Raw genomic sequence first — 26,937 nt, 5'->3', positions numbered from 1 at the left:
GGCGCCACGCCCTTCGTGGAACTCGACCGTGCCACGTGGGCGCGCCTCGCGGACCGCATGGAGCAGCCCCTCAACCAGAGCGACATCGACCGCGTACGAGGCCTCGGAGATCCGCTCGACCTCCTCGAGATCCGCGACGTCTACCTCCCGCTCTCCCGGCTCCTCTCCCTCTATGTGGAGGCCTCGGGCGAGCTGCACAACGCGACCCAGACGTTCCTCGGCGAGAAGACCCAGCGCACCCCGTTCGTCGTCGGCGTGGCCGGCTCGGTGGCGGTGGGCAAGTCCACGATCGCCCGCGTGCTGCGGGAGATGCTCCAGCGCTGGCCGTCCACTCCGAACGTCCAGCTCATCACGACGGACGGCTTCCTCTACCCGCTCACGGAACTGACCCGCCGGGGCATCCTGGACCGCAAGGGCTTCCCCGAGTCCTACGACCGGCGCGCGCTCCTGCGCTTCGTCGCCGAGATCAAGTCGGGGGCCGAGGAGGTCCGGGCACCCTGGTACTCCCACCTCACGTACGACATCGTGCCCGGACGCGAGGTGGTGGTCCGCAGGCCGGACGTGCTCATCGTCGAGGGCCTCAACGTCCTCCAGCCCGCCCGCGCCCGCGCCGACGGCACCGCCGGTCTGGCCCTGAGCGACTTCTTCGACTTCTCCGTCTATGTGGACGCGAAGACGAGCTACATCGAGCATTGGTACGTGGAGCGGTTCCTCAAGCTCCGCTCGGGGGCGTTCGCCCAGCCGGAGAGCTACTTCCACCGGTACGCATCCCTCTCCGACGAGGAGGCGGCGACGACGGCGCGCAGCATCTGGAAGCGGATCAACGAGCCCAACCTGGTCCAGAACGTGCTGCCCACGCGCGGCCGTGCCCAGCTCGTGCTCACCAAGGACAAGGACCACTCGATCCGCCGCATGCTCCTGCGGAAGGTGTAGCCCAATGGTCGAGCGAAGCGAAGCGGAGTCGAAACCCCACACCCTCACGCGCCGCAGCCTCACCCTCGCCGCCCTCGCCGCCGGCCTCACCGCCTGCGCCCCGGAGTCCCGCGCGGTTCCGCCCGTGATCGATTCCTTCACGAGCCCCCCGCCAATCGTCTCGGTGGGGCCGTCTGCGACCCCCACCGAGGCGAGCACCACGGCGGCACCCGCCCCCGCGCCGTCGTCCGCTTCTCCCGCCTCGCCCACCAGCGAGCGGTTCGGCGCGTCCACGGATCCGGGCAACCCGCTCGTCGTCGTGAACAAGAGGCTTCCGCTCAACCCGATCGACTTCGTGCCGCAGCTGACCACGCCGCGGGTGCAGCTCGCGACCAGCGGCGAGAGCACGCAGGTGAATCCGACGACGGCGCGGGCGGCCGAGGCGATGTTCGCCGCCGCCGCGGTGGCCGGGTCGCCGATGACGCTTCTGAGCGGCTACCGGTCGTACGCGACGCAGGCGTCCACCTACAACGGCTGGGTGGCGAGGGAGGGGAAGGCGATGGCCGACGTCGCGTCGGCGCGCCCCGGATTCTCGGAGCACCAGACCGGCTGGGCGTTCGACATCGGCGCGCCGGGCGGGACATGCTCCGTGCAGCCGTGCTTCAAGGACACGCCCGCGGCGCAATGGGCGGCGGCGCACGGCCACGAGTTCGGGTTCATCGTGCGCTACCCGTGGTGGTTCCATGAGACCACCGGCTACTACTACGAGCCCTGGCACCTGCGCTACATCGGCGTTGAGGCGGCCACGGCCATGCACGTCCGCGGAGCCAACACGCTCGAGGAGTTCCTGGGCCTCCCGGCCGCGCCCGCCTATTGACCTGCTGGTTGAGCGAAGCGACTCCACCGCCCCGCCACGCGGGGGGAAGATATAACCTCGCGTTCACGTAGACGCCGGTTTCCTGGCAGTAGCATTAGCCCCATGCTGAGTGGATTCAGAGATTTCATCATGAAGGGCAACGTCGTTGACCTTGCCGTGGCCGTCGTCATGGGTGCCGCCTTCGGCGCCGTCGTTACCTCGTTCGTCGGTAACATCCTCATGCCTATCGTTTCCCTGCTGGTGGGCCAGCCGAACTTCGACGAGTTCCTGGTCTTCGGGCCGGTGAAGATCGGGTTCTTCCTCACCGCCCTCATCAACTTCCTCCTCATTGCGGCTGCGATCTACTTCGCTGTCGTCATGCCGATGAACCACATGATCGAGCGCCGCAACCGCAAGCTCGCCATCAAGGACGAGGAGCAGGGCGAGGCCATCGACCCGCAGATCGCGCTCCTCACCGAGATCCGCGACTCGCTCCAGGCCCCGCGCCCGTAACTCCAGCCCCCGATTTCCCCAGCGACAACGAAGCGCGACGCCGGCCCCTCACCTCGCGAAGGTGGGGGCCGGCGTCGTGCTCGGCACGGTCAGCGTTGGGCGACGGCCGCGTCGGCGAGCTTCTCGGCGCCGTCCCGCAGTGCCGCCTGCAGGCGGCCTTCGCCGAGCCGCGACGCGGTGGAGGCGAGGATGATGGCGCTCGCGGCGCGGGCCTCCTGGAGGCGCCACGGGTCGGGCTGGGCACCGTGTTCCGGGCCTGAGCCGGGCCACGGGACCGGCCACTTGTGGGGCCAGCTGCCGCAGTAGTCGTCGACGAACTCCGTAAGCCAGCCAGCGGAATCCTCACCCCGGATGTCCGCCTCGATGGCGAGGTGGATGAGGCGCTGGGTCATACGGGCGGCGGCGGTGGCGAGGTCGTCCGGAGGCCCCGGAGGGAGCGGCTGCGGATTGAGCGCCACAGCGGCGAGCCGGTTCGACCGGAAGGCCGAGCGGGGGATGATCGCGTCCCATGCCTCGGGACGCAGCCGGGCGATCACGGACAGGAGCTCGTAGTTGGCCATTCGGTCCTCCATGGTGGAACAGGCAGGTTGACCCCAGCTCGGGCGTGGCCCGTGCAGCCAGTATCGCGGGTCGCGGGCGCGGTAGGAAGAGTCGGTGCAACGCGCTGATGCCCCTACTGGGCGATCAGCTCCACGATTCCGTAGACGCCCGAATCGATGACCCTGCCGGCCCGGAAGCCGGCCGCCGCGCCGAGGGCCTGGAGCTCGGCGGCCGAGCGCTGCCGCCCCTCGGTCTGGGCCAGCATCATGACGTCCGAGATCGAGACCGGGAACGAGGCAACGTTGGGCTCCTGCAGCCACTCGAGGACCAGCACCCGGGCGCCAGTTGCGGCCGCAGCCCGGACCGTGCGGAGCACCTGACTGCATTGCTCGTCATCCCAGTCGTGCAGAACGTCCTTGAGCAGGTACACGTCGGCGCGGGCCTCGAAGCCGGTGAAGATGTCGCCCTCGACCGCGCGAACGCGCTCTGCAACTCCCCGACCTGCCAGGTACTCACCCGAGGCGGCGAGCGGACCGGCCTGGTCAACCAGCACGCCGTCGAGGGCGGGGCACGCCTGGAGCACCGCGGCGAGCATCGCGCCGACTCCCCCGCCCACATCGCACACGGTTCCGTGCTCGGGCCACGGGTAGGCGGCGACGATGAGAGGCGCCGCGAGGAGGGTGAGCTCGTGCATGGTGCGGGCGAAGCCGGCCTCTTCGTCCGGGTGTGCCGCGAGGTGTGCCCACAGCGTGGTTCCCGTGGCCGCGTTGAAGGCAGGCTCGCCGTCCGCGAGGGACTCAGGAAGGCGCAGCCAGCCTGCGAGCACCGCGTCCGACGTCGCGTACCGCACCCACCCTGCCATCGAATGCGGTGAGTCCTCGAGCAGCAGCCGGCCCGTGCGGGTGAGGGTGAAGCCACCGCGGCGGTCGAGCCTGACGAGGCCGAACACTGCGAGGCCGCGCAGCACGCGGTGCACGGTGTCGGCGTGCAGGCCCAGCTCCGCGGCAACCTCCGGCGCCGTCCGCCGGCCGCCTGCGAGCGGCTCGGCGAGGCGAGTGTTCACGGCCGCGCGCATGAGCGCGATGGCCGCGACTCCCCCGCTGACCTCGAGGAAGCGCGCCTGCGGCGGCTTGAGCGCCGCGGCAGTCCGTTCAAGGGCCCCGCTGAGGCTTTGGACGGCTCGGACGACGGCGGGCGGCGGCGTGCGCATGAGCCGAGCGTACCGTCCCGCCCAAGGTGCTTGGACTCAGGCCGTCTCGAGCGCGAGTTGGCTTTGCACCACGCGCGCGAGTCGCTCGGCGATGGCCTGGGCGGTGCCCTCGTCGGCGGCCTCCACCATCACGCGGACCACGGGCTCGGTGCCGGAGGGGCGCAGGAGCACCCGCCCGGTCTCCCCCAGCTCTGCCTCGGCGGAAGCTACAGCCGCCGCCACGCCGTCGTCCGCGGAGACGCGCGCCTTGTCCACGCCCTTGACGTTGATGAGCACCTGCGGGAGACGGGTCATGACTGAGGCGAGGTCCCTGAGCGGCTTGCCCGTGCGGGCCACCTGGGCGGCGAGCTGGAGGCCGGTGAGGACTCCGTCGCCGGTAGTCGCGTAGTCGGAGAAGATGACGTGGCCGGACTGCTCACCGCCGAGGGAGTAGTCCCCGGCGCGCATCTCCTCGAGCACGTAGCGGTCGCCCACGGCGGTCTCGCGGACGGCGATGCCAGCGTCGCGGAGCATGAGCTTGAGGCCCAGATTGCTCATCACGGTGGCCACGAGCACGTTGTCGCGCAGCTTGCCGGCCTCCTTGAGGGCCAGGCCCAGGACGGCCATGATCTGGTCGCCGTCCACGATGGTGCCCTCGTGGTCCACGGCGAGGCAGCGGTCGGCGTCGCCGTCGTGCGCGATGCCCAGGTCCGCGCCGTGCTCCAGCACTGCCGCCTGCAGCGGGCCGAGGTGGGTGGAGCCCACGCCGTCGTTGATATTGAGCCCGTCCGGCTCGGCGCCGATCACGATCACGTTCGCGCCAGCATCCTTGAACACCTGCGGCGAGCAGCCCGAGGCGGCGCCGTTGGCGCAGTCGAGGACCACGGTGAGCCCGTCGAGTCGGTGCGGAAGGGTGGTGAGGAGGTGGACGATGTAGCGGTCCTCGGCATCGGCGAACCGCTGGATGCGGCCCACGCCGGCGCCCGTGGGGCGGTGCGGCTCCTCGATCAGGAGCGCCTCGATCTGGTCCTCGACCTCGTCGGGGAGCTTGTGCCCCCCGCGCGCGAAGAACTTGATCCCGTTGTCCGGCGCCGGGTTGTGCGAGGCAGAGATCATGACGCCAAAATCAGCGCCGAGGTCCGCCACGAGGTAGGCGGCGGCAGGGGTCGGAAGGACGCCGGCGTCGTACACGTCCACGCCCGCGCTCGCGAGGCCGGCCTCAACGGCGGCGCTGATGAACTCGCCCGAGGCCCGGGGGTCGCGGGCCACGACGGCGCGCGGCCGCGCGCCGTCTGCAACCTGCCGGTGGCCGAGGACGACAGCCGCCGCCTGGGAGATCTTGAGGGCGAGCTGGGCGTCGAGGAGGCCATTGGCCAGCCCACGCACGCCGTCGGTACCGAAGAGCCTAGTCACCGGGTCAGTCTACTGGCCCGATGGAGGGGCCTCCTTGTCGCAGGAAGGCTATGCCCCCGCCCGCAGCACGGGGAACTGTGCGGTGTACGTCTCGCCTTCCTCGAGGACCTCGGCGGCGGTGCCGACGATCAGCGAATCCGGGGCGTGCGCCACCTTGGTGTCCTTGCGGTCGTACGGGGTGACGTTGAGGATGTACCGCATGGCCTCGAGGCGGGCGCGCTTCTTGTCGTTGCTCTTGATGACGGTCCACGGGGAGTCCCCGGTGTCCGTGTAGAAGAACATGGCCTCTTTGGCGGCGGTGTAGGCGTCCCACTTGTCCAGGCTCGCCATGTCCGTGGGTGAGAGCTTCCACTGTTTCACAGGGTCCGTCTCGCGGGAGGCGAAGCGGTTGAGCTGCTCCTCGCGGCCCACCGAGAACCACAGCTTGTGCAGGTGGATCCCGGAGTTGACGAGCATGCGCTCGAACTCCGGCGCCTCGCGCATGAACTCGTGGTACTCGGCTGCGGTGCAGTACCCCATCACCCGCTCGACGCCGGCCCGGTTGTACCAGGAGCGGTCCATCATCACGATCTCCCCGCCGCTGGGCAGATGGGACACGTAGCGCTGGAAGTACCACTGGGTGCGTTCGGCGTCGGTGGGCTTCTCGAGGGCCACAATCCGAGCGCCGCGGGGGTTCAGGTGCTCGTTGAACCGCTTGATGGCGCCGCCCTTTCCAGCAGCGTCGCGACCCTCGAAGAGGATGAGGACCTTCTGGCCGGTGTCCTTGACCCACAGCTGGAGCTTGAGGAGTTCGATCTGGAGGGCACGCTTCTGGCGCTCGTAGGCGGGCCGGGTGAGCTTCTGCTCGTAGGGATAGCCGTGCCGCCACGCGTCGGGGTCGGCGCTGGGCCTGACCCTGTGGTCGACCTTGCCGATCTCGCGCAGCTCGTCGAGTTCGGCCGCGTAGTCTTCGGTCACGGAAAGGCGTGGATCCTCGGGAACCATGGATTCAGGGTAACGCCGCGGACGCACGACGGCGCCCGCCCGCCCGGGTGCCGTGGGGCACCCCGGGCGACGGGTCGCCGTCGTGAGCCTGAGGACGGAGCTACGCTCCCGACACGAGGCAGCCGCCGTTGGCGATTGTCCCGTCGATCGCACTGATCTGGGCCTGGACGGAGGCGAGCTGGGCCTGGAGGCCCGCCACCACGTCCTTCTGCGTGGCAATCTCCCTCTGCTTATTGCCCTTCTGAGCCTGGATGTCCCGCAGGGTTGCCGCGGCTGCGGTGACCTGCGTATCCAGACTGATGGACTGCTGCTGAAGGGTGGCGAGCTGCTTCTCGGTGTTGGAGATCTGCTGGTTTAGCCCGTCCAGCTTCGAGATGAGCGGGGCGACCTGATTCTGCAGGCCGAGGATACTCTGCTCCGCGGCGGCGATCTGCCCGTTCAGGTCCTTGAGGTGCGTCACGAGGGCATCACTGGCCACGTTCAACGCGGCCAGGTCGTTCTGCATCGAGGTCACTGCAGCCGTGGCCTGGTCCACTGCGGACTGGAGGCCCGGCAGCTGGTCCTGGAGGCCCTTGATCTCAGCCTGCTTGTCAGTGACGGCCTGCTGGGCGGTGCTCAGCGCGTCCTTGGCTGAGGTCAGCGCGTCCTGAAGCTGGGCCAGCTTCTCCTGCTGTGCTTGCAGGTCTGCGATCGCCTGGTCGCGGTTTGCGGATAGGGCCGGTAGGGCGTCGTTCAGGTTCGCGACAATCGCTGCTTGTGCGTCCACAGCGGCCTGGGCATTCGCGGCCGCGGTCTGGAGCGTGCCCAGATCGGTCTGGAGGCCCGCGAGCTCGGCCTGCTTCGAACCCACGGCGGTGTTGGCCGCGTCCACTGTGGCCTGGAGCCCGGGCAGTTGCCCCTGAAGAGCAGAGAGGTCGGCCTGCTTGGTCGTCACGGCGTCATTGGCGCTCGCGAGGGCCGCTTGGAGGGGTGCAGCCTGCTGCTGCAGCGCGCTGCTACTCTGCTGCGCGGCGAGCAGCTGGGCGTTGAGCGAGGTCACGTTGGCCTGGAGGGCCGTGAGGTCGCCCTGGAGCGCGGCGATCTGGCCGTTCGTGGTGGTGATCTGGTTGTTCACCTGAGTCAGCTGCGTCTGGTCAGTAGCGAGCTGGGTCTGCGCAGCCAGCTTCTTCTTGGCCTGTGAGCTCGTCGGGTAGGAGTCAATAATCGCCTGCTGGGCGGCGATGTCGTTCTGCAGCTGGGTCTTCTGCTGATGCAGGGAGGCTAGCGTGTTCTGCGTGGTCACGAGATCGGCCTGCTTAGCGGTGACCGCTTGCTGGGCGGCGGTGAGCTGCGCCTGCAGAGCGTCGACCTGCGCCTGCGCCGCGGCGATGGCCTTGGTGTTGGCGGCGACGGCATCGGCGGCCTTCTGCGCGGCGCTCTGCAGCGCAGCCAAATCGGTCTGGGTCTGGGCGATCTGGGTCTTCTTGGCAGCGAGCGCGTCCGCAGTCTGCTGGGCGGCGGCCTGGAGCGCGGCGAGGTCAGTCTGGGCGTGGGCGATCTGGGCCTTCTTGGCATCGACTGCCGCGGAAGTGTCGGCTGCAGCCTTCTGCTTCGCGGCCAGGTCCGCCTTGGCGTCTGCCACCGCCTGGACCTGCGCGTCGAGCGTGGCCTGGGCCGTTGTGGCGACGCCTTGGAGGCGGTCCAGCTCGGCCTGTGCGGCGTCCGCAGCCGTCTGTGCGGCCGTGACGTTGCCAGCCGCGGTCTGCTCGGCCGCCTGCAGGGTCGTGAGCTCACCTGCGGCCGTGGCGATCTCCGCCTGCTTGGTGGCGAGGGTCGATTGGGCGTCGTCGGCCGTCTTCTGAAGAGTGGCAAGCTCGGCGTTCGCGGTGGCGATCTCGGCGTTCTTGGCGTCAAGCGCGGACTCGGTGCTACTTGCCTGGCCACGAAGGTCGGCGCTGGCCGCCTGCGCCGCGGCGAGCTGCTCCTGCAGGGGTGCGAGCTTGGCGGTCAGGTCGGCCTGCTGGGCCTGCAATGCGGCGAGGGCCGAGTTGGCGGCGTCGATCTGCCCCTGGGTGGCGGTCTGCTGCGAGGTCAGCGAGTCGAGGTTGGCGTACGCGGTCGCGAGCTGGCTGCCGAGCGTTGCGAGCTCGTCGTCGGCCTGCTTGATCGCTGCATTCAGCCCGGCGATCTCCGAGTTCAGCGCATCCGCTTGGGTTTGGAGCGTCACCTTCTGCGCGGCGAGGGCAGCGATGGCGTCAGCATTGCGCTTCGTGGCCGCCCTAAGAAGGTTCTCCTGGATGGTGCCGCGATGGGCCAGCTGGTTCGCGACACCGTTGCAGATGCCTTGCGTGCTGGCGGGAGGCGCTGCCTGGGCGGTCGTGATGCCTCCAGCCATGAGGGTCGAGGCGATGCCCGGCACGAGCACGGCAGCGGCAAGGGCCCGGAACCGGAAGGTGGGCGCGGGTGAAGCAGGAGTGGCGAGATGACGCACGATGTCCCCCATCGTTAGTGAAGTGCGCGAGTGATGTCTCCTGAGACCAGGCGATCCCGTGACGCTAACGCACAATTGGGAGCGTCGCACCACTTATTCGGCGTCCCGAGTACTCGTTTCTTGCAGCAACGAACATTCAGCACACGAGCACTCGCCGCACCGGGTCCATATCCAACGAGAGTCGCCGAGGCACTACTTGGCCGCGCCATCGTGTACTCGATTCTCCGCACCAACTGGTCCGCACCCGTACCCGCCCAGTAGCTTTGAACGCATGACTGAGGTCCATGGGGGGCCGGCCATCGACATTGTCGTGCCGGTGCACAACGAAGAGGATGCGCTGGCTGGCTCTGTCACGTCGCTCGTCGCCTACCTCGAAGAGGCGTTCCAGATTCCGTGGGTCGTCACCATCGCGGACAACGCGAGCACTGACGGCACCCGCGCCATCGGCGAATCGCTCGCCGCCCAGCTCGAAGGGGTCCGTTACCTGCGCCTCGAGACGAAGGGCCGTGGCTTCGCGCTCAGGCAGGCGTGGATGGAGTCCACGGCGAAGGTCGTCGCCTATCTGGACGTCGATCTCTCCACCGACCTCGCAGCGCTCCCGCCGCTCATCGCCCCACTGCTGTCCGGGCATTCGGATATGTCAATCGGCACCCGGCTGGGCCGCACCGCACGTGTGGTGCGCGGGCCCAAGCGGGAGATCATCTCGCGGACGTACAACGTCATGCTCAAGGGCACCCTCGGTGTGAGGTTCTCGGACGCCCAGTGCGGGTTCAAGGCACTTCGAGCGGACGTGGCGCGCACCCTGCTCCCGCACGTCGAGGACAACGCGTGGTTCTTCGACACCGAGCTGCTGGTCCTGGCCGAGCGGGCAGGTCTTCGCATCCACGAGATCCCGGTCGACTGGACCGACGACCCCACGAGCACGGTGGACATTGCCCAGACAGCCATGGACGACATGCGCGGGATCGTCCGTGTTGCGAAATCCCTCGCCCTGGGCCGGATCCCCCTCGCCGCCATCTACGCCGAGCTGGGCCGTCGCCCCTTGCTCCCCGTACGGCCGCCGTCATTCTTCGGCCAAGTCCTGCGCTTCGGCGCGGTGGGGGTCGCCTCTACGATCGCCTACGCCGTCCTCTACCTCATGCTTCAGCCGCTCATGGGAGCCCAGCCGGCCAACTTCTCGGCGCTGCTTATTACCGCCGTGCTGAACACTGCCGCGAACCGGCGCTTTACCTTCGGCATCAGCGGCCCTGCGCACTATGGCGTCCAGCAGTTCCAGGGCCTCATCGTCTTCGGGCTCGCGTGGGGCCTTACGTCCTCGTCTCTCGTGGTGCTTCACGCCCTGAATACGGATCCCGGCGCGACTGCCGAACTGGTGACCCTCACGGCCGCCAACGTCGTGGCCACCGTCATGCGCTTCGCGCTGCTCAAGGCGTGGGTCTTCCGAAGGCGCACGACGGCGGGTGGCCGGGTCCGCGCCGACACCGCCTCCGCGCGGGCGATGGATGCAGCCTGAATGGCGGCTCTCGCTGAATCCGCGGTGCATTCGGACCGCCGGTTCGGATCGCTCGAGCGGGCCGGGCTCGCGATCATCCTGGCCGCAAGCGCGTTCCTGAACATCTGGAATCTCCCGGCGAATGGCTGGGCAAACGCCTACTACTCGGCCGCAGTGCAGGCCGGGCTGCATGACCCCGTTTCGTTCTTCTTCGGTTCCAGTGACTGGGGCAATGCCATCTCGGTCGACAAACCGCCGTTGAGCCTGTGGCTCATCGGGCTCTCGGTCCGCGTGTTCGGGCTGAACAGCTGGGGCCTCCTGCTCCCGCAGGCTCTCTTGGGAGTGGCCACGACGGCGCTCGTCTTCGTCATGGGTCGCCGATACCTCTCCCCCGTAGCCGGGCTGGTCGGGGCAGCAGTCTTCGCGACCACGCCGATCGTCGTCCTCATGTCCAGGTACAACAACCCTGACCCGCTCATGATGTTCCTGCTGCTTCTCGCGCTGGCTGGCGCCCTGAGGGCGGTCGATACGGGGCGGGCGAGGTGGGCGGTGGCCGTAGGCGTAGCCCTCGGCCTGGCCATCCTGACCAAGCAGCTCCAGGCCCTGCTGGTGGCTCCAGCTCTTGCAACCGTTCTGATTGCGGGCGCGTGGGGTCGGGCGCGCGAGATGCTGCTGCTGGCCACATCTGCCGCGCTGCCATTCGTGGTGACGGCGGCGAGCTGGTTCGCAATCGTTGAGCTGACTCCCAAAGATCAGCGCCCGTACATGGGCGGGTCGACGACGAACAGCGCCATTGAGCTCACCTTCGGCTACAACGGGATGCAGCGGATCGTGAGCCAAGACGACCCGGTCACCTCTCTGATTCCAGCCCAGTACCGCAGTGCCGGTCCAGACACCGGGCTCTTCCGACTACTCAGTGCCAACTACGCCCAGGAGGCTAGCTGGCTCCTGCCTGCGGCCTGTGCAGCCGTCGTGCTCGTCGCGCTGGGCCTGACCCGAATTCGTCGCCGAATCTCTAGGCTCCTTGCGATGGCGGGTGCTGTCTGGTTCATTACGGCCTACATCACGTTGAGCTTCATGGGCGACCAGATCCATACCTACTACACCGCAAGCATCGGCGTACCCATGGCACTCGTCCTCGGTTCTGGTGTCCACATACTCGCGGCCCAGGATGCACGGCGGCCTATTCGAATCGCGGCTGCGCTGGGCGTTATCGCCGCCACTCTGACGTGCTCGGCAATCCTGCTGTCTGTGGCCATGTGGCCCCAGTGGATTGCTTGGCTTGTCTTGGGAATCGGGCTCGTCGGGGGTCTCCTCACGTTCGTGAGGCCCCCTTGGAACACTGTGAACTGGGTGGCGTCGCTTCTCAGCGGATTCGCCCTCCTCGCAGGGCCCATGGCTACCTCAGTGGTCAACGCGGCCACTCCCCAACAGGGCTCAAACCCCCTCTCCGGCGGGGTGACAGTCAGCGACAAGACCATCAGCCACTTCTTGGCCGCCGTGGGCCGGGGCGACCCACGGTGGGCGCGCGACATATCCATGGGGTCGGACCCAACTGCAGGCGTAAACCTAATGCTCCGCGAAACTCCTCAGACCTGTACTTGGGCCGCGGCTACCGTACCTTCTCAGAGCGCCGCCAAACTACAGCTCGCTAGCAATCACCCGGTCTTGGCCCTCGGCGGATTCGCCGCAAGTGATCCGTGGCCAACCTTGTCCCAGTTTCAGAGCTGGGCCTCCTCGGGAAGAGTCTGCTATTTCGTTGACTCTGCTTACGACGATCCGTTTCTCCACCCCGCATCCGAAGCCTTGAAGACGGTCGAGTGGATCAGGACGACGTTCCCGTCGACCGAGATCGATGGCGTCCGGCTCTTCCGACTTCAGTAACGGACACACCCGACCACGGCCGAAGGCCCGCCCCGCAGGTGCGGAACGGGCCTTCGGCGTGAACAGCTGGGAATCAGCGCTTCGAGTACTGCGGTGCGCGGCGGGCCTTCTTGAGACCGGCCTTCTTGCGCTCCACGACGCGGGCGTCGCGAGTGAGGAAGCCGGCCTTCTTGAGTGCCGGACGGTTGTTCTCGAGGTCGATCTCGTTGAGCGAGCGCGAGACGCCGAGGCGCACGGCACCGGCCTGGCCCGAGGGGCCACCGCCGTGGATGCGAACGATCACGTCGTATGCGCCCTCAAGGTCGAGGAGCTTGAACGGGTCGTTCACTTCCTGCTGGTGCAGCTTGTTCGGGAAGTAGTTCTCAAGCGTGCGGCCGTTGATGGTCCACTGGCCGGTGCCGGGGACAACGCGGACACGGGCCACGGCCTCCTTGCGGCGACCAACGGCGGCACCGGCAACGGTGAGGGCGGGGCGCTCGCGCTTGGCTTCCTCGGCGGCAGCCGGGGCGCTCTCGGACGTGTAAGTGGTGGGGGTCTCCTCAGCCTCGGCGGCCGGGGCAAGCTCTTCGTTCTGAGCCACAGTGTTCTCCTTGATGAATTCTTTGGAAGTGGCCAGTACTACTGGGCGACCTGGGTGATCTCGAAGGTCTTGGGCTGCTGGGCAGCGTGCGGGTGGTTCGGGCCCGCGTAGACCTTGAGCTTGGAAATCTGCTGGTCAGCCAGCTTGTTGTGCGGGAGCATGCCCTTGATGGCCTTCTCCACGGCGCGGACCGGGTTCTTCTCGAGCAGCTCCGCGTAGGTGACGCTGGTCAGGCCGCCCGGGAAGCCCGAGTGGCGGTAGGCGCGCTTCTGCTGGAGCTTGGCGCCGGTGAGGGCCACCTTGTCCGCGTTGATGATGATGACGAAATCGCCCATGTCCATGTGGGACGCAAAGGTCGGCTTGTGCTTCCCGCGCAGCAGTGTTGCGGTCTGGCTGGCAAGGCGACCCAGAACGACGTCGGTGGCGTCAATGACGTGCCACTGACGGTCGGCGTCGCCGGGCTTCGGTGTGTACGTACGCACAGTTATTGCCTTCGTTTCTTGGTCTGGTAGGGGCGGTGAGATACACCCCTATGTCTTCGGTGCGCTACCGGACCAGAGGTGAGGGCTCCCAGACCAGTCATCCCGTGCTACTCGATAGCACCCCGGGAGCCGGCGTCCTGCAACTGGACACTCCCGCGGCGCGCATCATCGAGTCAGGACACGCACAACGACTACCTAGGATATCCCGCCGCGGCACGGCGGGTCAAAGCGACCCCACCGACCGTTGCTGGCCCGCCTTCGAAGGCACGCCTGCCCAACGCCCCGACTACTTGAACACAGCCTTCACGAACTGAGTACATGCGGGCCTTCACTAGGTAGTTCTTGGGGTACTCGAAACGAGAAATTCGAGTACAGAGGAGTAGTGCGCTGGCGCGGATGGTAATGACAGTCTGACGGCTGTAGACCCGACGGCGCTCATAAGGGGGCAACGTTGCCATTGGTCTCGCACGCTTGAAAAGGACCCATCATGGACAAGCTCATGGTCTCCCTCATGACGTTCTGGAACGACATCACCTCCACCGAGAAGGAGAAGGGCGCCACCGCGACCGAGTACGCACTCCTCGTCGGCCTCATCGCTCTCATCATCGCCGTCGGCGTCCTCGCCTTCGGCGGGGCGCTCAACACGTGGTTCAACAACCTCGCCACCAAGGTCGCAGCCTGGTAGTAGCCATCTGGTAGCAGACGCACCGAAAGAGACCAACAGCTAGGGGGGATAGATGGAAGAGCAACAGCCTGTCCAAGAAGAAACCATCACCACGACAGGTGAGGAGGGTGCCACCGCGACCGAGTATGCACTCCTCGTCGGCCTCATCGCGCTCATCATTGCCGTCGGCGTGCTGGCCTTCGGCGGGGCGCTGAACACGTGGTTCAACAGCCTCGCGACAACAGTTGCAACCTGGTGAATCGGCGGGCAGCTGGGCGGACAGCCGTCCAGCTGCCCACAACCTAGTTGGGGGGGAAATGAAGTCGAGACATGCAGCGAGAGACCGCGGAGCGGTCGCGGTCGAGTTCGTACTAGTCGCCCCGCTCTTCTTCTCAGTGATGCTCGGCATCGTCGAGTTCGCCAACTTCTTCCGCGTGCAGATCAGCGTTACCCAAGCCGCCAGAGAGGCCGCCCGGTCCATGGCGATCAGCAACAACCAGGCCACGGCGACAGCGGCCGCCACGGCGGCAGCGCCGACCATCGGGCCGCTGAGCTATGCCTTCTCCCCCGCGACCTGCGCGCCAAACCAGACCGTGACCGTGAGTATCCAGTATTCGATGCCGAGCCTCACGGGCATTGCCGGGCCGTGGACCGTCTCGGGCGTCAGTGCAATGAGGTGCGGGGGATGATCCGGGGCGCCTGCGCCGACGGGGAACGCGGCGCAATCGCCATCCTGTCCGTCGTGCTCATGCTCGCCCTCATCGGTGTCGGCGCGGTGGCCGTCGATCTCGGTCAGGTGTATGCCGAGCGGGCGCAGCTCCAGAACGGAGCCGACTCCGCCGCCATCGCCATCGGGCAGCAGTGCTATAAGAACCAAACCTGCACTTCGTCTTACGCGGGCGCTTGGACAACAGCGGCGCAGCCACTGGTCAACGGCAACGCGAACGACAATGCCTCGACGATCCAATCGGTGACGTTCCCGGTAGTCAACGGACTCCAGGAGGTCGTCGTGACGACCTCGACGAGGGACGGCGCGAGCGGAGCAGGATTCCTCACGCCCCTCTTCGCCAAGGCCCTCAACGTGGCCCCCGCAACCGTCGGGGCGCAGGCCACCGTCAGCTTGAAGCCACCCGGAAACGGCGGAGGCTTCCCGCTCGCTTTCTCCAACAGTTGCTTTGACCTCCAGAGCGGCCAGAAGGCCGGGAACATCATGCAATTGGAGTGGAAGCCCGGGATGACCTGTACGGGTCCATCCGGAACGGCGATCCCCGGGGGCTGGGGTTGGCTGTTGCAGTCGGGGCCATGCCAGGCGACGACAACGAGTGGGGGCAACTACATCCCGACTGACCCGGGCAATGGCGTGAACAGGCTCACACCGTGCCAGTCGATCCTGCAGGGCTGGATCGACACCATCAACGCCGGCGGTCAAGTCAATGTGATCTTTCCGGTCTTCGATCAAGCGATCGCACAGGGTGCCGGGGGTCAGTTCCACATCCTCGGTTACGCCACCTTGCGGATCTACGGCTGGCATTTCGCCAACGCAGGCTCCCCCTATGAGTTCCACGACACGGTCGCGGATCTGACGGCTCTTGGAATCAATCCCCTGTACGCGTGCAGCGCTGGCGTCGATCGCTGCGTCATCGCGCAGTTCGTCCGCTTCGACACCGTGGACCCCTCCACTGGGACCGGTTCAGGGAACGACCTCGGCACCACCGTGGTCACCCTCATCAAGTAGCAATCATCTAAGGAGATACCCGTGAGGACCCGCCTACTGGGAGGCGTGGCCGCTCTGATTGTCGCAATCATTGGCGCCGCACTTCTCATCATTTATGTCAACGGAGCCGACGCCCGCGCGTTCGCCAACACGGAGACGCAGGACGTCTACGTCGTGCAGAAGCCAGTCATTGCCGGCACTGCGGTCGGAAGCCTCGGGGATTCCGTCGCCAAGAAGCCCGTTCCCAAGGGCGTCCTCGCAGCTGACGCAGTCGCGGACCTCGGGGCCATCCAGGGGAAGGTCGCGTCGGTGGCCCTCCAGCCGGGAGAACAACTCCTTGCGTCCCGATTCGTGGAAGCTGGCGCACTCAATGGTCCCGGCCGCGCGGCCGTCCCGGCCGGTATGCAGGAAGTCACGGTCCGGCTCCCCATCGAGCGAGTCGTCGGAGGAGCCCTCTCTGCCGGCGACACAGTGGGCGTCTTCCTCTCGTTCTCCAAAGAGGAAAATGCGCCCTCGCAGACTCAACTCTCGTTCCACAAAGTGCTCGTGACCGGCATCCAAACCACATCGGGGGTTGCGGCGCAGAACAATGCGACAGCCTCCCCACAGCCGAGCAGTGGAGGCGGCATCAACAGCGGCGGTGGTGGTGGCACCTCCGAATACCTCGTGACCATAGCCCGTACAGCCGCTGACGCCGAGAAGATCATCTTTGCGGCCGAGTTCGGCAAGCTGTACCTCTCAAAGGAGCCCTCGTCTGCGGTCGAGAACAGCGGAGGCATTGATCGGGCGAAGGTCCTGCGATGAGCCGCTTCGCTCTCATCACAGCAGACGCTGACTTCGAACACCGCATCCGGCTGGCTGCGGCGAGCCTTCCTGGCGCCCTCCAGACCTTCCAGGCGAACTTCCTGCCCGCCAGCATCGACGACGTGTTCAACCAACTCGTGGGTGAGCCGATCGAGGTATTGATCCTCGGGCCGGACCTGCGATCCGACGACGCTTTCAAATTCGCCACGGCGGTTGATGCGCGTCATCCGCACGTGAGCCTCATCTACGCGGCCCAGCCGACGCCTGATCTGGCCCTGGCGGCCATGCGATCCGGCGTCAGGGATCTCGTGATCCCCACGGCCGACTCAGAGTCCCTCCGCAGCCACCTTGAACAGGCGGCTGCCTCGGCTACCTCTCGGCTCGCAGCGGCACCGCCGATCGGCACCATCGGCGATGAGTCGGAGCACGCGCACGGGCGGATCATCGCGGTGATGTCGCCCAAGGGAGGTGTGGGCAAGACCACGATTGCCACAAACATCGCCGTCGGGCTGGGCAAGATCGCGCCGATGTCGGTGGTCATCGTGGATCTCGATCTGCAGTTCGGCGACGTCGCGAGCGCCCTCATGCTCAACCCCGAACGGACCATTCTCGATGCAGCGAGCGGGCCGATGGACTCCCTTTCGCTCAAGACCTATCTCGCGCCGCATCCGACGAATATCTATGCGCTGTGCGCCCCGAGGAATCCGGCCGACGCCGACAAGATCTCCCCGGACGGGATTGCGGAACTCATCAAGCACCTTGCGGCGGACTTCCAGTACATCATCATCGACACATCGCCCGGCCTGGGGGAGCATGTTCTGGCGACTCTGGACCAAGCGAGCGACGTGGTGTGGGTTTGTGGAATGGACATTCCGAGTGTGCGCGGCCTCAAGTCGGGCCTCGAGATCCTCAACGAGCTTCATATGCTCCCTGAACATCGGCATGTGGTGCTGAATATGGCGGACCGCAGGACTGGCATCACGCTTCAGGACGTTGAGGCCACCCTCGGGGTGCCAGTCGACGTCGTCCTCCCCCGCTCGCGCTCGCTCCCGCTTTCGACGAATCGCGGCGTCCCGGCGCTCCAGGACGGCCTGCGGGATCCCGTAGTCAAGGGTCTGCGCAAGCTCATCGATCGGTTCAGGCCCCAATGGGACAACCGTGACCACAAGCAATTGCACCGAAGGGCGGACTTCCAGTGAACCTATCAGACCGCCTTCTGGATGCCCGCGGTGAGCGACGCCCGCCCGCTGTGTTCGCGGCGCCGCCGGAAGAACACGGGAATCTTGAGACGACGGCGCTGCCCGTCACCGAGCTAGAACTTGCCGCGCCCGAACACACCGCGACGAACCTCAGCACCCGCGTTCAGGCCAAAGCCGCAGCCGACGCCGAAGCCCGCCTCGCCGTCCACGACGTCGCCACGCCCGGGAGCGTGCGGACGAGCCTCGCGCTGAGAGAGCTCAAGCAGAGGGTAAGCGTCGAGCTGTATGAGCGCGTCGGGAGTCGCATCACCGACTCGGCACTCAGCGAGGCCGACCTCCACGACTTTGTCCGCACCGAGCTTCGTTCCATCGTCTCGGACCAGTCGGTGCCACTGTCCGCAAGTGAGCGCGAGCGGCTCATCGACGAGACGATGGACGATGTACTCGGACTCGGGCCGCTTCAACGATACATTGACGATCCGAGTGTCACTGAGGTGATGGTCAACCGCGCCGACCAGGTCTACATCGAGCGCCACGGCCAGCTCTTCGCTACTGAGACGACGTTCTCTTCCGAGGAGCAGCTGCGCCGCGTCATCGAGCGAATCGTCTCGCGCGTGGGCCGGCGCATCGACGAATCGTCGCCCCTTGTCGACGCGCGCCTCTCAGACGGTTCTCGTGTCAACGCAATCATTCCGCCGCTCGCCGTGAACGGAGCGGCACTCACGATCCGCAAATTCTCGCGCGAAGCCCTCAGTGTCAATAAGCTCATCGAACTGGGCACACTGAACCCCGAGATGGCTGAATTGCTTGATGCTTGCGTGCGGGCACGCATGAACATCATCGTTTCGGGCGGTACGGGCACAGGCAAGACCACGCTCCTCAATGTGCTCTCCTCGTTCATCCCGCACGACGAGCGGATCGTGACGATCGAGGACGCCGTAGAACTCCAGCTCCAGCAGGAGCACGTGATTCGCCTCGAGAGCCGCCCGCCCAACATCGAGGGCCAGGGCGCTATTACGATCCGTGACCTTGTGCGTAACACGCTCCGCATGAGGCCGGACAGGATCATCGTCGGAGAGGTCCGTGGAGGCGAGACTCTCGACATGCTCCAAGCCATGAACACGGGGCACGACGGCTCGCTCTCGACGGTCCATGCCAACTCCCCTCGTGATTCGATCGCACGCCTCGAGACTCTCGTGCTCATGGCCGGAATGGACCTGCCCCTACGGGCGATCCGCGAGCAAGTTGCTTCGGCCGTCAACCTCATCGTGCACCTCACGCGCCTCCGCGACGGAACGCGGCGTGTCACCCACGTGACCGAAGTCCAGGGCATGGAAGGAGACGTGGTCACTCTGCAGGATGCATTCCTGTTCGACTACGCTGCCGGACTCGATGCCGACGGGCGATTCCTGGGCAAGCCGATCCCCACTGGAGTGCGCCCACGGTTTACGGAACGATTCCGCGATCTGGGAATCCAGATCAGCCCATCCATCTTCGGCCAACATTACGGGAAGATGTGACGCTGTGGATTCCCCCTTCATGCTTGTAGCCGGCATTCTGGCCATCTACGCGGGGCTCCTGCTCTTCGTGATCGTTGTTCTGCGTTCCCGGAAGACCGTCGCCATTGGGCGACGCCGGCCTCAACAGCAGGAAATCTCTACGTCAGCCCTGACCAAACTGACCAACACCGCCGTCAGTGCCATCACCAAGTCGTTGCAGGGACGGCAGCTCCGATTCGCGAACGCAGACAAGTTCGAGCAGGCGGGCCTCAAGATCCGCGTTGGCGACTTCGTCCTCATGGCCGGGGCAGGCACCCTCGTGGGTGCCATTCTGGGCTTCGTCCTCGGTGGCTTGGCCCTCGGCCTCCTTTTCGCCGTGGTGGTTCCCATCCTCTTCGTTGTGGGCCTCAACACCCTCGCCTCACGTCGGCAGGCCAAGTTCGCGGAGCAGCTGCCGGACACGCTGCAGATGCTCTCCGGAAGCATGCGAGCTGGCCACAGCCTGCTGCGGGCCGTCGATGGAGCGGCGAGCGAGGCAGAATCTCCCATGGGTGAGGAGTTGCGGCGCGTGGTCAACGAATCGCGTATCGGCCGTGACCTCACGGAATCACTGCTCGAGACTGCGTCGCGCATGAAGAGCGAGGATTTCCTCTGGGTGGCCCAAGCCATAGAGACCCATCGGGAAGTCGGCGGCAATCTCGCCGAACTCCTCGACAACGTAAACGAGACGATCCGCGAACGAGCCCAGATCGCCCGCCAAGTGCGGGCCCTGAGCGCTGAGGGCCGTACGTCTGGTGTAGTGCTCGTGTCGCTGCCGATCATCATGTTCTTCCTCATGATGCTGGTGAATCCGTACTACGCGACCACCTTCCTCACGACCGTGCCGGGTTGGATCATGCTCACCGTCGTCGTCATCATGCTGCTCGTGGGCACCTTCTGGCTCAGCCGACTCATCAAGCCGAAGTACTGAGGAGCTAGACATGAACGTCTTAGCAATTGGAGCAATCCTTGCGATCGTGCTTCCAGTCGCCTTCCTGACCTGGAGCATCGTCACACCAGACCGGAGCGCGCGAGCCGCGATCGAGAAGAACCTCGGACTCCTCAAAGCCGGGCCGAAGCATTCCACGACGTCGATCTCGGAGGCCCTCACGGCTCTGTCTCGCAGGATCACTCCCGTCGGCTACACCGCATGGCTCGACGGAAAGCTTGCAGGCGCCGGACGGCCTCGGTCATGGCCCCTGGACCGCGTGCTCGTCGCCAAGCCCCTTCTGGCCCTCCTCGGGCTCTTCCTCGGCATACTTGTTCTGCTCCCCCACCCGGACGGCCCTCGCTTCCTCCTGCTGATCGCCCTCGGGGTGCTGTTCTACTTCGTGCCCGACATCCTCCTGAACAACTCCGCCCAGAAGAGGCGGCACGCGATGCAACTGGCGCTGCCCAACATGCTCGACCAAATGCTCATCTCGGTCGAGGCAGGCATCGGATTCGAAGGCGCCATGGCTCGGGCTTCTGAAAGCACGACGGGTCCATTGTCCGATGAATTCGTCAGGACACTGCAGGATATCCAGGTGGGCCGCTCACGCCGCGAGGCCTATACTGATCTGGCCGCCCGGGCCAGCTTCCCGGATATCAGGTCGTTTGTTCGATCCATCGTCCAAGCCGACCAGTACGGCATCGCCATCGCCAAGGTCCTCAAAACGCAGGCCCAGGAGATGCGGCTCAAGCGACGGCAGCGGGCCGAGGAGCATGCCATGAAGATTCCCGTGAAGATCCTCTTCCCCCTGATTTTCGCAATCCTTCCGGCCATGTTCATCATCATCCTCGGCCCAGCAATCATGGGCATCATCAAGACCTTCTCGTAGAGGCCCGCCGTGGAACTTCACAGATCTGAGCGCATATTTCGGCGAGGCGCGGAACACCCTGAACGAGGAGCGACTGCGACCGAGTATGCCGCACTGTTAGGCCTTATCGCTGTGGTCATTTCGGTGGGTATTGGTCTATTCGGTGCGGCTCTGGGAACTTACTTCACAACAGCTGCGACATCGATCAGGACCATTCTCGGTATCCCGTGACGCCCTCACACGCCCGTTCTGGGCCCTACAGACGGAGCCCCCTCCCGGAACCCAGACCCGGGAGGGGGCTCCTCAGCCCTAGTACAAGACGCGACACCCTTGCCGAATTCGGAGGCAATTCCCTCAACGCTCTCCGACTCGTGTTCGCAGTAGCCGTCATTGTGTCCCATGCATGGTCCCTCGGCGGCTACGGACCGGAACCGTCGCTGTATGGGCTCACGCTCGGAGGCGCGGCCGTCACCGGCTTCTTTGCCATTTCCGGATACCTCATCACCCTGAGTGCCCAGCGAACTCATTCAGCCGTGGACTTCTTCGCCAGCAGGTTCGCGCGAATCTACCCGCCCCTCATCGTTGCCGCACCGTTGGTCGGATTCGCCGCCGCGGCGATTGGGGCGTTGATGAATCCTGGTTCCTTTGATCTCGAAGGGGCGGCGGCGTTCATTGTCACAGCTCTCACGCTCCTCCTCGGCATACTGCCGAGTCCCCGCGTCGGGACAGCCTTGCAGGGAAACAGCGACCCGCTCCAATGGGACGGTCCTCTTTGGACACTTACGTGGGAGGCGCTGTGCTACGTCGTCATCGGATTCGTGGTCTTCGTCATCGGGCAGAAAGTTCGTGCCAGATTCCTCCCGCTGGTCATCCTCAGCCTGCTAGCGATCGTGACTTTGGTGACGCTGGCCCGAGCTGCCGCAGGTCTCACGGCGTCACCCCACCCGATCCTGATGGCGCCGCCTCTCATCGGAATCTTCCTCGCCGGATCCTTGCTTGCTCTCGTACGCCACCACGTACCGACTGGCCCTTGGACGCTCACATTGGCGATCGGCGCATCGTGGGCAGCATTCGCCTCCGGGCTAGGTCCTGCTCTAGCGTCCCTCCCCCTCGCCTACATTGTCTTGAGGGCTGGCTCAAGCAGCAGACTGTCCAGGATCGGGGCCCGATACGACATCTCCTATGGCCTGTACATCTATGGTTGGCCCGTACAGCAAGTCCTAGCGCTTACGCACGTGCCTGCCAACGCACCCCCTCTTGCGTATGCTGCGTTGGCCCTAGTGGGAACGTGGCCGCTGGCGATGCTAAGTTGCGTGCTGGTGGAGCGCCCAGCACTCGGAGCCCGAAAAGCGTGGAGTGCCTTACGCGCAGCGCGGCGTACTCCGGCTTCGTCCCTCGATCAGAACTGAGCACGCCGTCTCAGCTGATCTGCTCCCGTCGTGCCCGCGTGAGCTCCGCCCGCTCGGCCATCTCCGCCGCGGATTCCGGGTACCCGACCTCCTCGAGCACGAGCGGGTGCGCCGGCGCGAGGCGCGTCTTCGCGTCCCGCACACGGGCGAGCATGCGCTCGTGCAGCCACTCAACGCTCTCGAGCCCCTCCCCCACCCGCAGCGCCGAGCCGACGAGGGCGCGCACCATGGTGTGGCAGAAGGCGTCCGCGCGCACCCGGGCAACCACCACGCCGCCGTCCAGCCGCTCGAACGAGAGCTCCTCGAGCGTCCGGACCGTCGTGGACCCCTCCCGCGGCTTGCAGAACGCGAGGAAGTCCTGGAGCCCCAGAAGCTGCTCGGCGGCGGCGTTCATGCGCGCCACGTCCACCTCCGCGCGGTGCCACAGCGTCGTACCGCGCAGCACCGGGTCCCAGTCCTCGGGCCGGTCCGCGATCCGGTACGAATAGCGCCTCCACAGCGCCGAGAACCGCGCGTCGAACCCCGGCGGAGGAACGACCGCGCGATGCACCACGAGCGCGCCCGTCGCCTCCCCGAGCACGCGGCTCAGAGCGCCGCCCAGCCTCCGCACGAGGGCGTGCTCCGGCGACTCCGATGACCGCCGCGAGAGACCGGCCCACTCGTCCCCCGTGAGGTCCAGATGCACCACCTGCCCGCGCGCGTGCACCCCAGCATCGGTGCGCCCGGCGACCACCACACGGACCGGCCGACGCAACAGGAGCGCGAGCGCCTCCTCGAGCGTCCCCTGAGCCGTGCGAAGCCCGGGCTGCATGGCCCAGCCGCTGAACGGCGCGCCGTCGTACGCGAGATCGAGCCGCACCCGCACCGAACGGCTCTGAAGAGCGGCGCCCGAGCCCGCGCCGTCGTGCGCCCCAGAGACCACCAGAGGCGTCCCAGGACCCCCCGAAGACGCCAGAAGGCCCCCGTTCCCAGAATCGGGAACGGGGGCCTTCTCTGCACTCATGAGCCCAGTCTATCGAGGCGTCATGGCGCGTTTCAGCGGGAGCGCTTCTCGGCGTTCTCGTTGGCAGCAGCCTCGGCCTCGGCGGACTCGGCCTCGGCTGCGGTCTCGCGGGAAGCCTCAGCAGCGGACTCGGCCTCGGCGGCCTCCTCCTTGACAACCTCGGTCTCCGACTCGGCGACCTCAGCCTCGACAGCCTCGGTCTCCTCGACCTCAACGGCCGGAGCCTCGACGGTGGCGTCAGCCTTGGGGGCAGCCTTGGCGGTGGCCGAGGAGGCCTCCTTCACCACAGCCTGCTTGCCCGAGATCGGCTCGAGCACGAGCTCGATGACAGCCATGGGCGCGTTGTCGCCCTTGCGGTTGCCGATCTTGGTGATGCGGGTGTAGCCACCGTTGCGCTCCGCCATCTGCGGGGCGATCTCGGTGAAGAGCTCGTGGATGATGCCCTTGTTCGTGTTGGTGCGCGCCGAGATGGCGGCCTGGACACGGCGGCGCGAGGCGAGGTCGCCGCGCTTCGCGAACGTGATGAGGCGCTCGGCGACCGGGCGGAGGCGCTTGGCCTTCGTCACGGTGGTGGTAATCCGCTTGTGCTCGAAAAGAGCCGTAGCAAGGTTCGCGAGCATGAGGCGCTCGTGAGCAGCGCCACCGCCCAGACGCGGGCCCTTGGCGGGTGCTGGCATAGTAGTTTCTCCTCGTGTGGGACGCTGCCGGCACGGGACCGGCAGCGGGCAGAATTGTCTTAGAGCTCGTCGTCGCTGAAGGCAGCGTCGTCCTCGTCGCCCGCGGCAGCGCGCGCGGCGAGGGGGTCGAATCCGACGGGCGAATCCTTCAGCGAGAGGCCGAGCTCGAGGAGCTTGGCCTTGACCTCGTCGATCGACTTCGCGCCGAAGTTCCGGATGTCCATCAGGTCCGCCTCGGAACGGGCCACGAGCTCACCCACGGAGTGGATGCCCTCGCGCTTGAGGCAGTTGTACGAACGGACGGTGAGGTCCAGATCCTCGATCGGAAGCGCCATGTCCGCGGCGAGTGCGGCATCCGTCGGGGACGGGCCGATCTCGATGCCCTCGGCGGCGGTGTTCAGCTCGCGGGCGAGACCGAACAGCTCCACGAGGGTGGTGCCGGCGGAAGCAACGGCGTCGCGCGGCACGATGGCCGGCTTCGTCTCGACGTCGACAATGAGCTTGTCGAAGTCGGTGCGCTGCTCAACACGGGTCGCCTCCACGCGGAAGGTCACCTTCAGCACGGGCGAGTAGATCGAGTCCACCGGAATCCGGCCGATCTCCGCATCCCCGGACTTGTTCTGCGCCGCAGACACGTAGCCGCGGCCGCGCTCGATGGTCAGCTCGAGCTCGAACTTGCCCTTGGAGTTCAGGGTGGCGATGTGCAGATCCGGGTTGTGGATCTCCACGCCGGCCGGCGGCGCGATGTCCGCGGCGGTCACGACGCCGGGGCCCTGCTTGCGCAGGTACGCGACGACGGGCTCGTCCTGATCCGAGGAAATCGAGAGGCTCTTGAGGTTGAGGATGATCTCGGTGACATCCTCCTTGACCCCCTCGACCGTGGTGAATTCGTGCAGCACGCCGTCGATGCGGATGCTGGTCACTGCCGCCCCCGGGATCGAGGAGAGCAGCGTACGGCGCAGCGAGTTGCCCAGGGTGTACCCGAAGCCCGGCTCCAGCGGCTCGATGACGAAGCGGGAGCGGTTTTCGGATACTACTTCTTCAGACAGGGTGGGGCGCTGTGCAATGAGCACTTGGTTTTCCTTTCAGGAAGCATCCGCTATATGACGCAACACAGATGGATGGGGTCTGAACTAAGTAATGAAGCCAGGCGGGGCATCCGTTCGAGGCGGGCACTCGGCGTCGTGCGCCATTTCTGACGCACGACGCCGGGCGGTCACCTCTCGCGGACGGGTCCCACCGGCCCCGGCAACTTGTTAGACGCGGCGGCGCTTGGGCGGGCGGCAGCCGTTGTGCGCGCTCGGGGTCACGTCCGAGATGGAACCGACCTCGAGGCCAGCGGCCTGCAGCGCGCGGATCGCGGTCTCGCGGCCCGAACCCGGACCCTTCACGAACACGTCGACCTTGCGGAGGCCATGCTCCTGGGCGCGCTTCGCAGCCGACTCCGCAGCCTGCTGGGCGGCGTACGGGGTGGACTTGCGGGAGCCCTTGAAGCCGACCTCACCGGCCGAGGCCCACGAGATCACAGCACCGGACGGGTCCGTGATGGACACGATGGTGTTGTTGAAGGTGCTCTTGATGTGCGCCTGACCGAGCGCGATATTCTTCTTGTCCTTGCGGCGCGGCTTGCGGACCGCAGCACGAGTCTTCGGGGGCATTTAGCTCTCTCCTACCTGAGGTTTCTGGGTGACCGAAGCCGCTATCAGCGGCCGGCCTTCTTCTTGCCGGCGACGGTGCGCTTCGGACCCTTGCGGGTGCGAGCGTTGGTCTTGGTGCGCTGGCCGCGGACCGGGAGACCCCGGCGGTGGCGCAGACCCTCGTAGCTGCCGATCTCGACCTTGCGGCGGATGTCGGCGGCCACCTCGCGGCGGAGGTCACCCTCAACCTTGTAGTTGCCCTCGATGTAGTCACGCAGCTGGACCAGCTCGGCGTCCGTCAGGTCCTTGACCCGGACGTCCGCGCTGATGCCCGTGGCAGCGAGCGTTTCCTTTGCACGGGTGCGACCCACGCCATAGATGTAAGTAAGCGCGATTTCCAGCCGCTTTTCGCGGGGAATGTCAACGCCAGCGAGACGAGCCATAGTGGCGGTTCTCCTTGTGTTCACCGGAGGTCGTAGGCAGTACACCCGCTCGTTCTCGAGCGGCCCCAGCCTCCGGACCGGGGGTCAGCTGTCCGGGCCCATTCGTCCCAGCGCAGCTTGTGCTGCCTTCTCTAGTTATTGCGTGGGCGTTGCCCGGGTTAGTCCCTCTCCCTGACGGGGAAGGATCAGCCCTGGCGCTGCTTGTGGCGCGGGTTCTCGCAGATCACCATGACCCGCCCGTTACGGCGGATCACCTTGCACTTGTCGCAGATCTGCTTGACGCTCGGCTTGACCTTCATGGTGTTCCCTTTGCGTGTTCTGCAGGTGGTCAGCATGAACGCCCGGGTGCCCCCGGGCGTGCTGCTTACTTGTAGCGGTAGACGATCCGGCCGCGGGTCAGGTCGTACGGGCTGAGCTCCACCACTACGCGGTCCTCAGGGAGGATGCGAATGTAGTGCTGGCGCATCTTCCCCGAGATGTGAGCAAGTACGACGTGCTTGTTCGTCAGCTCAACGCGGAACATCGCGTTGGGCAGCGCTTCAGTCACGACGCCCTCGATCTCGATGACACCGTCCTTCTTGGCCATAGCCTCCGCTTACTGTCTGCCGCCGGGCGCACTGTGCCCCCGACGGACGTGTATGGTTTGACGACTGGCGTCCCCGCACCCCCAAAAGGGCATGGGAGGACCGACAGCCAACACACAACTGTACGCCTCATGGGACCGGAAGTTAAATC

The 26,937-nt window shown here is 66.3% G+C and carries 29 protein-coding genes; 15 read left to right on the top strand and 14 right to left on the bottom strand.

Annotation, left to right across the window (positions count from 1 at the left end):
• Nucleotides 1-15: 15 nt before the first annotated feature.
• From coaA to mscL, 3 genes are all read left to right on the top strand, one after another.
• Nucleotides 16-933: a type I pantothenate kinase gene (coaA, locus tag RBS60_RS01235; RefSeq protein WP_374049198.1), complete on the top strand. Its 918-nt coding sequence runs from the start codon at nt 16-18 to the stop codon at nt 931-933.
• 4 nt (nt 934-937) lie between these two features.
• Nucleotides 938-1,789, top strand: a complete 852-nt coding sequence (locus RBS60_RS01230) for a M15 family metallopeptidase (RefSeq protein WP_307955684.1) — start codon at nt 938-940, stop codon at nt 1,787-1,789.
• Between the two features lie 102 nt (nt 1,790-1,891).
• On the top strand, nt 1,892-2,281 hold the full coding sequence (gene mscL / locus RBS60_RS01225; RefSeq protein WP_307955683.1) for a large conductance mechanosensitive channel protein MscL: 390 nt from the start codon (nt 1,892-1,894) through the stop codon (nt 2,279-2,281).
• 89 nt (nt 2,282-2,370) lie between these two features.
• Here the strand turns inward: mscL and RBS60_RS01220 are convergent, their stop codons facing one another.
• The 5 genes from RBS60_RS01220 to RBS60_RS01200 all read right to left on the bottom strand — a co-directional run bounded on the left by RBS60_RS01220 (nt 2,371) and on the right by RBS60_RS01200 (nt 8,877).
• On the bottom strand, nt 2,371-2,841 hold the full coding sequence (locus RBS60_RS01220; protein ID WP_307955682.1) for a hypothetical protein: 471 nt from the start codon (nt 2,839-2,841) through the stop codon (nt 2,371-2,373).
• A gap of 113 nt (nt 2,842-2,954) precedes the next feature.
• A complete protein-coding gene (locus tag RBS60_RS01215) occupies nt 2,955-4,031 on the bottom strand; it encodes a methyltransferase (RefSeq protein ID WP_307955681.1) in 1,077 nt (358 codons plus the stop codon).
• A 36-nt stretch (nt 4,032-4,067) separates the two neighbouring features.
• Nucleotides 4,068-5,423 (bottom strand): phosphoglucosamine mutase, encoded by a 1,356-nt coding sequence (glmM, locus tag RBS60_RS01210; RefSeq protein WP_307955680.1) that lies wholly within the window; start codon nt 5,421-5,423, stop codon nt 4,068-4,070.
• A 48-nt stretch (nt 5,424-5,471) separates the two neighbouring features.
• Entirely contained in the window at nt 5,472-6,407 is a 936-nt protein-coding gene (gene ppk2 / locus RBS60_RS01205; RefSeq protein ID WP_307955679.1) for a polyphosphate kinase 2, read from the bottom strand.
• A 100-nt stretch (nt 6,408-6,507) separates the two neighbouring features.
• Nucleotides 6,508-8,877: a chromosome segregation ATPase gene (locus tag RBS60_RS01200; protein ID WP_307955678.1), complete on the bottom strand. Its 2,370-nt coding sequence runs from the start codon at nt 8,875-8,877 to the stop codon at nt 6,508-6,510.
• A 271-nt stretch (nt 8,878-9,148) separates the two neighbouring features.
• Between RBS60_RS01200 and RBS60_RS01195 the strand changes: the two genes are divergently transcribed.
• Both RBS60_RS01195 and RBS60_RS01190 read left to right on the top strand, forming a co-directional pair.
• Nucleotides 9,149-10,390: a bifunctional glycosyltransferase family 2/GtrA family protein gene (locus RBS60_RS01195; RefSeq protein ID WP_307955677.1), complete on the top strand. Its 1,242-nt coding sequence runs from the start codon at nt 9,149-9,151 to the stop codon at nt 10,388-10,390.
• Entirely contained in the window at nt 10,391-12,253 is a 1,863-nt protein-coding gene (locus tag RBS60_RS01190; protein WP_307955676.1) for a glycosyltransferase family 39 protein, read from the top strand. It begins immediately after the preceding gene.
• A gap of 73 nt (nt 12,254-12,326) precedes the next feature.
• Here the strand turns inward: RBS60_RS01190 and rpsI are convergent, their stop codons facing one another.
• Together rpsI and rplM are read right to left on the bottom strand one after the other, a co-directional pair.
• Nucleotides 12,327-12,833: a 30S ribosomal protein S9 gene (gene rpsI / locus RBS60_RS01185; protein WP_307955675.1), complete on the bottom strand. Its 507-nt coding sequence runs from the start codon at nt 12,831-12,833 to the stop codon at nt 12,327-12,329.
• A gap of 38 nt (nt 12,834-12,871) precedes the next feature.
• Nucleotides 12,872-13,315: a 50S ribosomal protein L13 gene (rplM, locus tag RBS60_RS01180; protein WP_307955674.1), complete on the bottom strand. Its 444-nt coding sequence runs from the start codon at nt 13,313-13,315 to the stop codon at nt 12,872-12,874.
• Nucleotides 13,316-13,802: 487 nt separating this feature from the next.
• Here rplM and RBS60_RS01175 point away from each other — a divergent pair, with 487 nt between their 5' ends.
• The 10 genes from RBS60_RS01175 to RBS60_RS01130 all read left to right on the top strand — a co-directional run bounded on the left by RBS60_RS01175 (nt 13,803) and on the right by RBS60_RS01130 (nt 22,442).
• The gene (locus RBS60_RS01175) at nt 13,803-14,000 is read left to right on the top strand and encodes a Flp family type IVb pilin (RefSeq protein WP_307955673.1); all 198 of its coding nucleotides are present in this window, start codon (nt 13,803-13,805) and stop codon (nt 13,998-14,000) included.
• A 52-nt stretch (nt 14,001-14,052) separates the two neighbouring features.
• Nucleotides 14,053-14,238 carry a Flp family type IVb pilin gene (locus RBS60_RS01170; protein ID WP_307955672.1) on the top strand — a complete coding sequence of 62 codons (186 nt, stop codon included), beginning with the start codon at nt 14,053-14,055 and terminating at the stop codon, nt 14,236-14,238.
• A gap of 58 nt (nt 14,239-14,296) precedes the next feature.
• Nucleotides 14,297-14,668, top strand: coding sequence for a pilus assembly protein (locus tag RBS60_RS01165; protein WP_307955671.1), 372 nt, complete (start codon nt 14,297-14,299; stop codon nt 14,666-14,668).
• The gene (locus RBS60_RS01160) at nt 14,665-15,714 is read left to right on the top strand and encodes a pilus assembly protein (RefSeq protein ID WP_307955670.1); all 1,050 of its coding nucleotides are present in this window, start codon (nt 14,665-14,667) and stop codon (nt 15,712-15,714) included. Before RBS60_RS01165 ends, RBS60_RS01160 begins: the two co-directional genes overlap by 4 nt.
• 21 nt (nt 15,715-15,735) lie before the next feature.
• The gene (locus tag RBS60_RS01155) at nt 15,736-16,497 is read left to right on the top strand and encodes an RcpC/CpaB family pilus assembly protein (protein ID WP_307955669.1); all 762 of its coding nucleotides are present in this window, start codon (nt 15,736-15,738) and stop codon (nt 16,495-16,497) included.
• Nucleotides 16,494-17,696 carry an AAA family ATPase gene (locus RBS60_RS01150; RefSeq protein WP_307955668.1) on the top strand — a complete coding sequence of 401 codons (1,203 nt, stop codon included), beginning with the start codon at nt 16,494-16,496 and terminating at the stop codon, nt 17,694-17,696. Before RBS60_RS01155 ends, RBS60_RS01150 begins: the two co-directional genes overlap by 4 nt.
• The gene (locus tag RBS60_RS01145) at nt 17,693-19,216 is read left to right on the top strand and encodes a CpaF family protein (RefSeq protein ID WP_307955667.1); all 1,524 of its coding nucleotides are present in this window, start codon (nt 17,693-17,695) and stop codon (nt 19,214-19,216) included. The genes RBS60_RS01150 and RBS60_RS01145 overlap by 4 nt, the downstream gene beginning before the upstream one ends.
• 4 nt (nt 19,217-19,220) lie before the next feature.
• Entirely contained in the window at nt 19,221-20,165 is a 945-nt protein-coding gene (locus RBS60_RS01140) for a type II secretion system F family protein (RefSeq protein WP_307955666.1), read from the top strand.
• Between the two features lie 10 nt (nt 20,166-20,175).
• On the top strand, nt 20,176-21,054 hold the full coding sequence (locus RBS60_RS01135) for a type II secretion system F family protein (RefSeq protein ID WP_307955665.1): 879 nt from the start codon (nt 20,176-20,178) through the stop codon (nt 21,052-21,054).
• A 206-nt stretch (nt 21,055-21,260) separates the two neighbouring features.
• Nucleotides 21,261-22,442 (top strand): acyltransferase, encoded by a 1,182-nt coding sequence (locus tag RBS60_RS01130; RefSeq protein ID WP_307955664.1) that lies wholly within the window; start codon nt 21,261-21,263, stop codon nt 22,440-22,442.
• 10 nt (nt 22,443-22,452) lie between these two features.
• Here the strand turns inward: RBS60_RS01130 and RBS60_RS01125 are convergent, their stop codons facing one another.
• From RBS60_RS01125 to infA, 7 genes are all read right to left on the bottom strand, one after another.
• Entirely contained in the window at nt 22,453-23,253 is an 801-nt protein-coding gene (locus RBS60_RS01125) for a tRNA pseudouridine synthase A (RefSeq protein ID WP_307955984.1), read from the bottom strand.
• Between the two features lie 224 nt (nt 23,254-23,477).
• Nucleotides 23,478-24,122, bottom strand: coding sequence for a 50S ribosomal protein L17 (gene rplQ / locus RBS60_RS01120; protein ID WP_307955663.1), 645 nt, complete (start codon nt 24,120-24,122; stop codon nt 23,478-23,480).
• 59 nt (nt 24,123-24,181) lie between these two features.
• Nucleotides 24,182-25,195, bottom strand: a complete 1,014-nt coding sequence (locus tag RBS60_RS01115; protein WP_307955662.1) for a DNA-directed RNA polymerase subunit alpha — start codon at nt 25,193-25,195, stop codon at nt 24,182-24,184.
• 183 nt (nt 25,196-25,378) lie between these two features.
• On the bottom strand, nt 25,379-25,780 hold the full coding sequence (gene rpsK, locus RBS60_RS01110) for a 30S ribosomal protein S11 (RefSeq protein ID WP_307955661.1): 402 nt from the start codon (nt 25,778-25,780) through the stop codon (nt 25,379-25,381).
• 44 nt (nt 25,781-25,824) lie between these two features.
• Nucleotides 25,825-26,202, bottom strand: coding sequence for a 30S ribosomal protein S13 (gene rpsM / locus RBS60_RS01105; protein ID WP_066499470.1), 378 nt, complete (start codon nt 26,200-26,202; stop codon nt 25,825-25,827).
• Nucleotides 26,203-26,387: 185 nt separating this feature from the next.
• Complete coding sequence (gene rpmJ / locus RBS60_RS01100) at nt 26,388-26,501, bottom strand: 50S ribosomal protein L36 (protein WP_011775570.1); 114 nt, start codon at nt 26,499-26,501, stop codon at nt 26,388-26,390.
• Nucleotides 26,502-26,566: 65 nt separating this feature from the next.
• A complete protein-coding gene (infA, locus tag RBS60_RS01095) occupies nt 26,567-26,788 on the bottom strand; it encodes a translation initiation factor IF-1 (protein ID WP_011775571.1) in 222 nt (73 codons plus the stop codon).
• Nucleotides 26,789-26,937: the final 149 nt, after the last annotated feature.

Origin of the sequence: Sinomonas sp. ASV486 (assembly GCF_030908215.1) — a bacterium.
Classification (GTDB): domain Bacteria; phylum Actinomycetota; class Actinomycetes; order Actinomycetales; family Micrococcaceae; genus Sinomonas; species Sinomonas puerhi.
This window is presented reverse-complemented; position numbering and strand designations above follow the sequence as displayed.

What these genes read in the sequence shown, in the direction of transcription:
- RBS60_RS01230 (WP_307955684.1), top strand. Translation starts at nt 938, where the DNA reads ATGGTCGAGCGAAGCGAAGCGGAGTCGAAACCCCACACCCTCACGCGC.
- mscL (WP_307955683.1), top strand. Translation starts at nt 1,892, where the DNA reads ATGCTGAGTGGATTCAGAGATTTCATCATGAAGGGCAACGTCGTTGAC.
- RBS60_RS01220 (WP_307955682.1), bottom strand. Translation starts at nt 2,841, where the DNA reads ATGGCCAACTACGAGCTCCTGTCCGTGATCGCCCGGCTGCGTCCCGAG.
- RBS60_RS01215 (WP_307955681.1), bottom strand. Translation starts at nt 4,031, where the DNA reads ATGCGCACGCCGCCGCCCGCCGTCGTCCGAGCCGTCCAAAGCCTCAGC.
- ppk2 (WP_307955679.1), bottom strand. Translation starts at nt 6,407, where the DNA reads ATGGTTCCCGAGGATCCACGCCTTTCCGTGACCGAAGACTACGCGGCC.
- RBS60_RS01195 (WP_307955677.1), top strand. Translation starts at nt 9,149, where the DNA reads ATGACTGAGGTCCATGGGGGGCCGGCCATCGACATTGTCGTGCCGGTG.
- RBS60_RS01190 (WP_307955676.1), top strand. Translation starts at nt 10,391, where the DNA reads ATGGCGGCTCTCGCTGAATCCGCGGTGCATTCGGACCGCCGGTTCGGA.
- RBS60_RS01175 (WP_307955673.1), top strand. Translation starts at nt 13,803, where the DNA reads ATGGACAAGCTCATGGTCTCCCTCATGACGTTCTGGAACGACATCACC.
- RBS60_RS01170 (WP_307955672.1), top strand. Translation starts at nt 14,053, where the DNA reads ATGGAAGAGCAACAGCCTGTCCAAGAAGAAACCATCACCACGACAGGT.
- RBS60_RS01165 (WP_307955671.1), top strand. Translation starts at nt 14,297, where the DNA reads ATGAAGTCGAGACATGCAGCGAGAGACCGCGGAGCGGTCGCGGTCGAG.
- RBS60_RS01160 (WP_307955670.1), top strand. Translation starts at nt 14,665, where the DNA reads ATGATCCGGGGCGCCTGCGCCGACGGGGAACGCGGCGCAATCGCCATC.
- RBS60_RS01150 (WP_307955668.1), top strand. Translation starts at nt 16,494, where the DNA reads ATGAGCCGCTTCGCTCTCATCACAGCAGACGCTGACTTCGAACACCGC.
- RBS60_RS01135 (WP_307955665.1), top strand. Translation starts at nt 20,176, where the DNA reads ATGAACGTCTTAGCAATTGGAGCAATCCTTGCGATCGTGCTTCCAGTC.
- RBS60_RS01125 (WP_307955984.1), bottom strand. Translation starts at nt 23,253, where the DNA reads ATGCAGCCCGGGCTTCGCACGGCTCAGGGGACGCTCGAGGAGGCGCTC.
- rplQ (WP_307955663.1), bottom strand. Translation starts at nt 24,122, where the DNA reads ATGCCAGCACCCGCCAAGGGCCCGCGTCTGGGCGGTGGCGCTGCTCAC.
- rpsK (WP_307955661.1), bottom strand. Translation starts at nt 25,780, where the DNA reads ATGCCCCCGAAGACTCGTGCTGCGGTCCGCAAGCCGCGCCGCAAGGAC.
- rpsM (WP_066499470.1), bottom strand. Translation starts at nt 26,202, where the DNA reads ATGGCTCGTCTCGCTGGCGTTGACATTCCCCGCGAAAAGCGGCTGGAA.
- rpmJ (WP_011775570.1), bottom strand. Translation starts at nt 26,501, where the DNA reads ATGAAGGTCAAGCCGAGCGTCAAGCAGATCTGCGACAAGTGCAAGGTG.
- infA (WP_011775571.1), bottom strand. Translation starts at nt 26,788, where the DNA reads ATGGCCAAGAAGGACGGTGTCATCGAGATCGAGGGCGTCGTGACTGAA.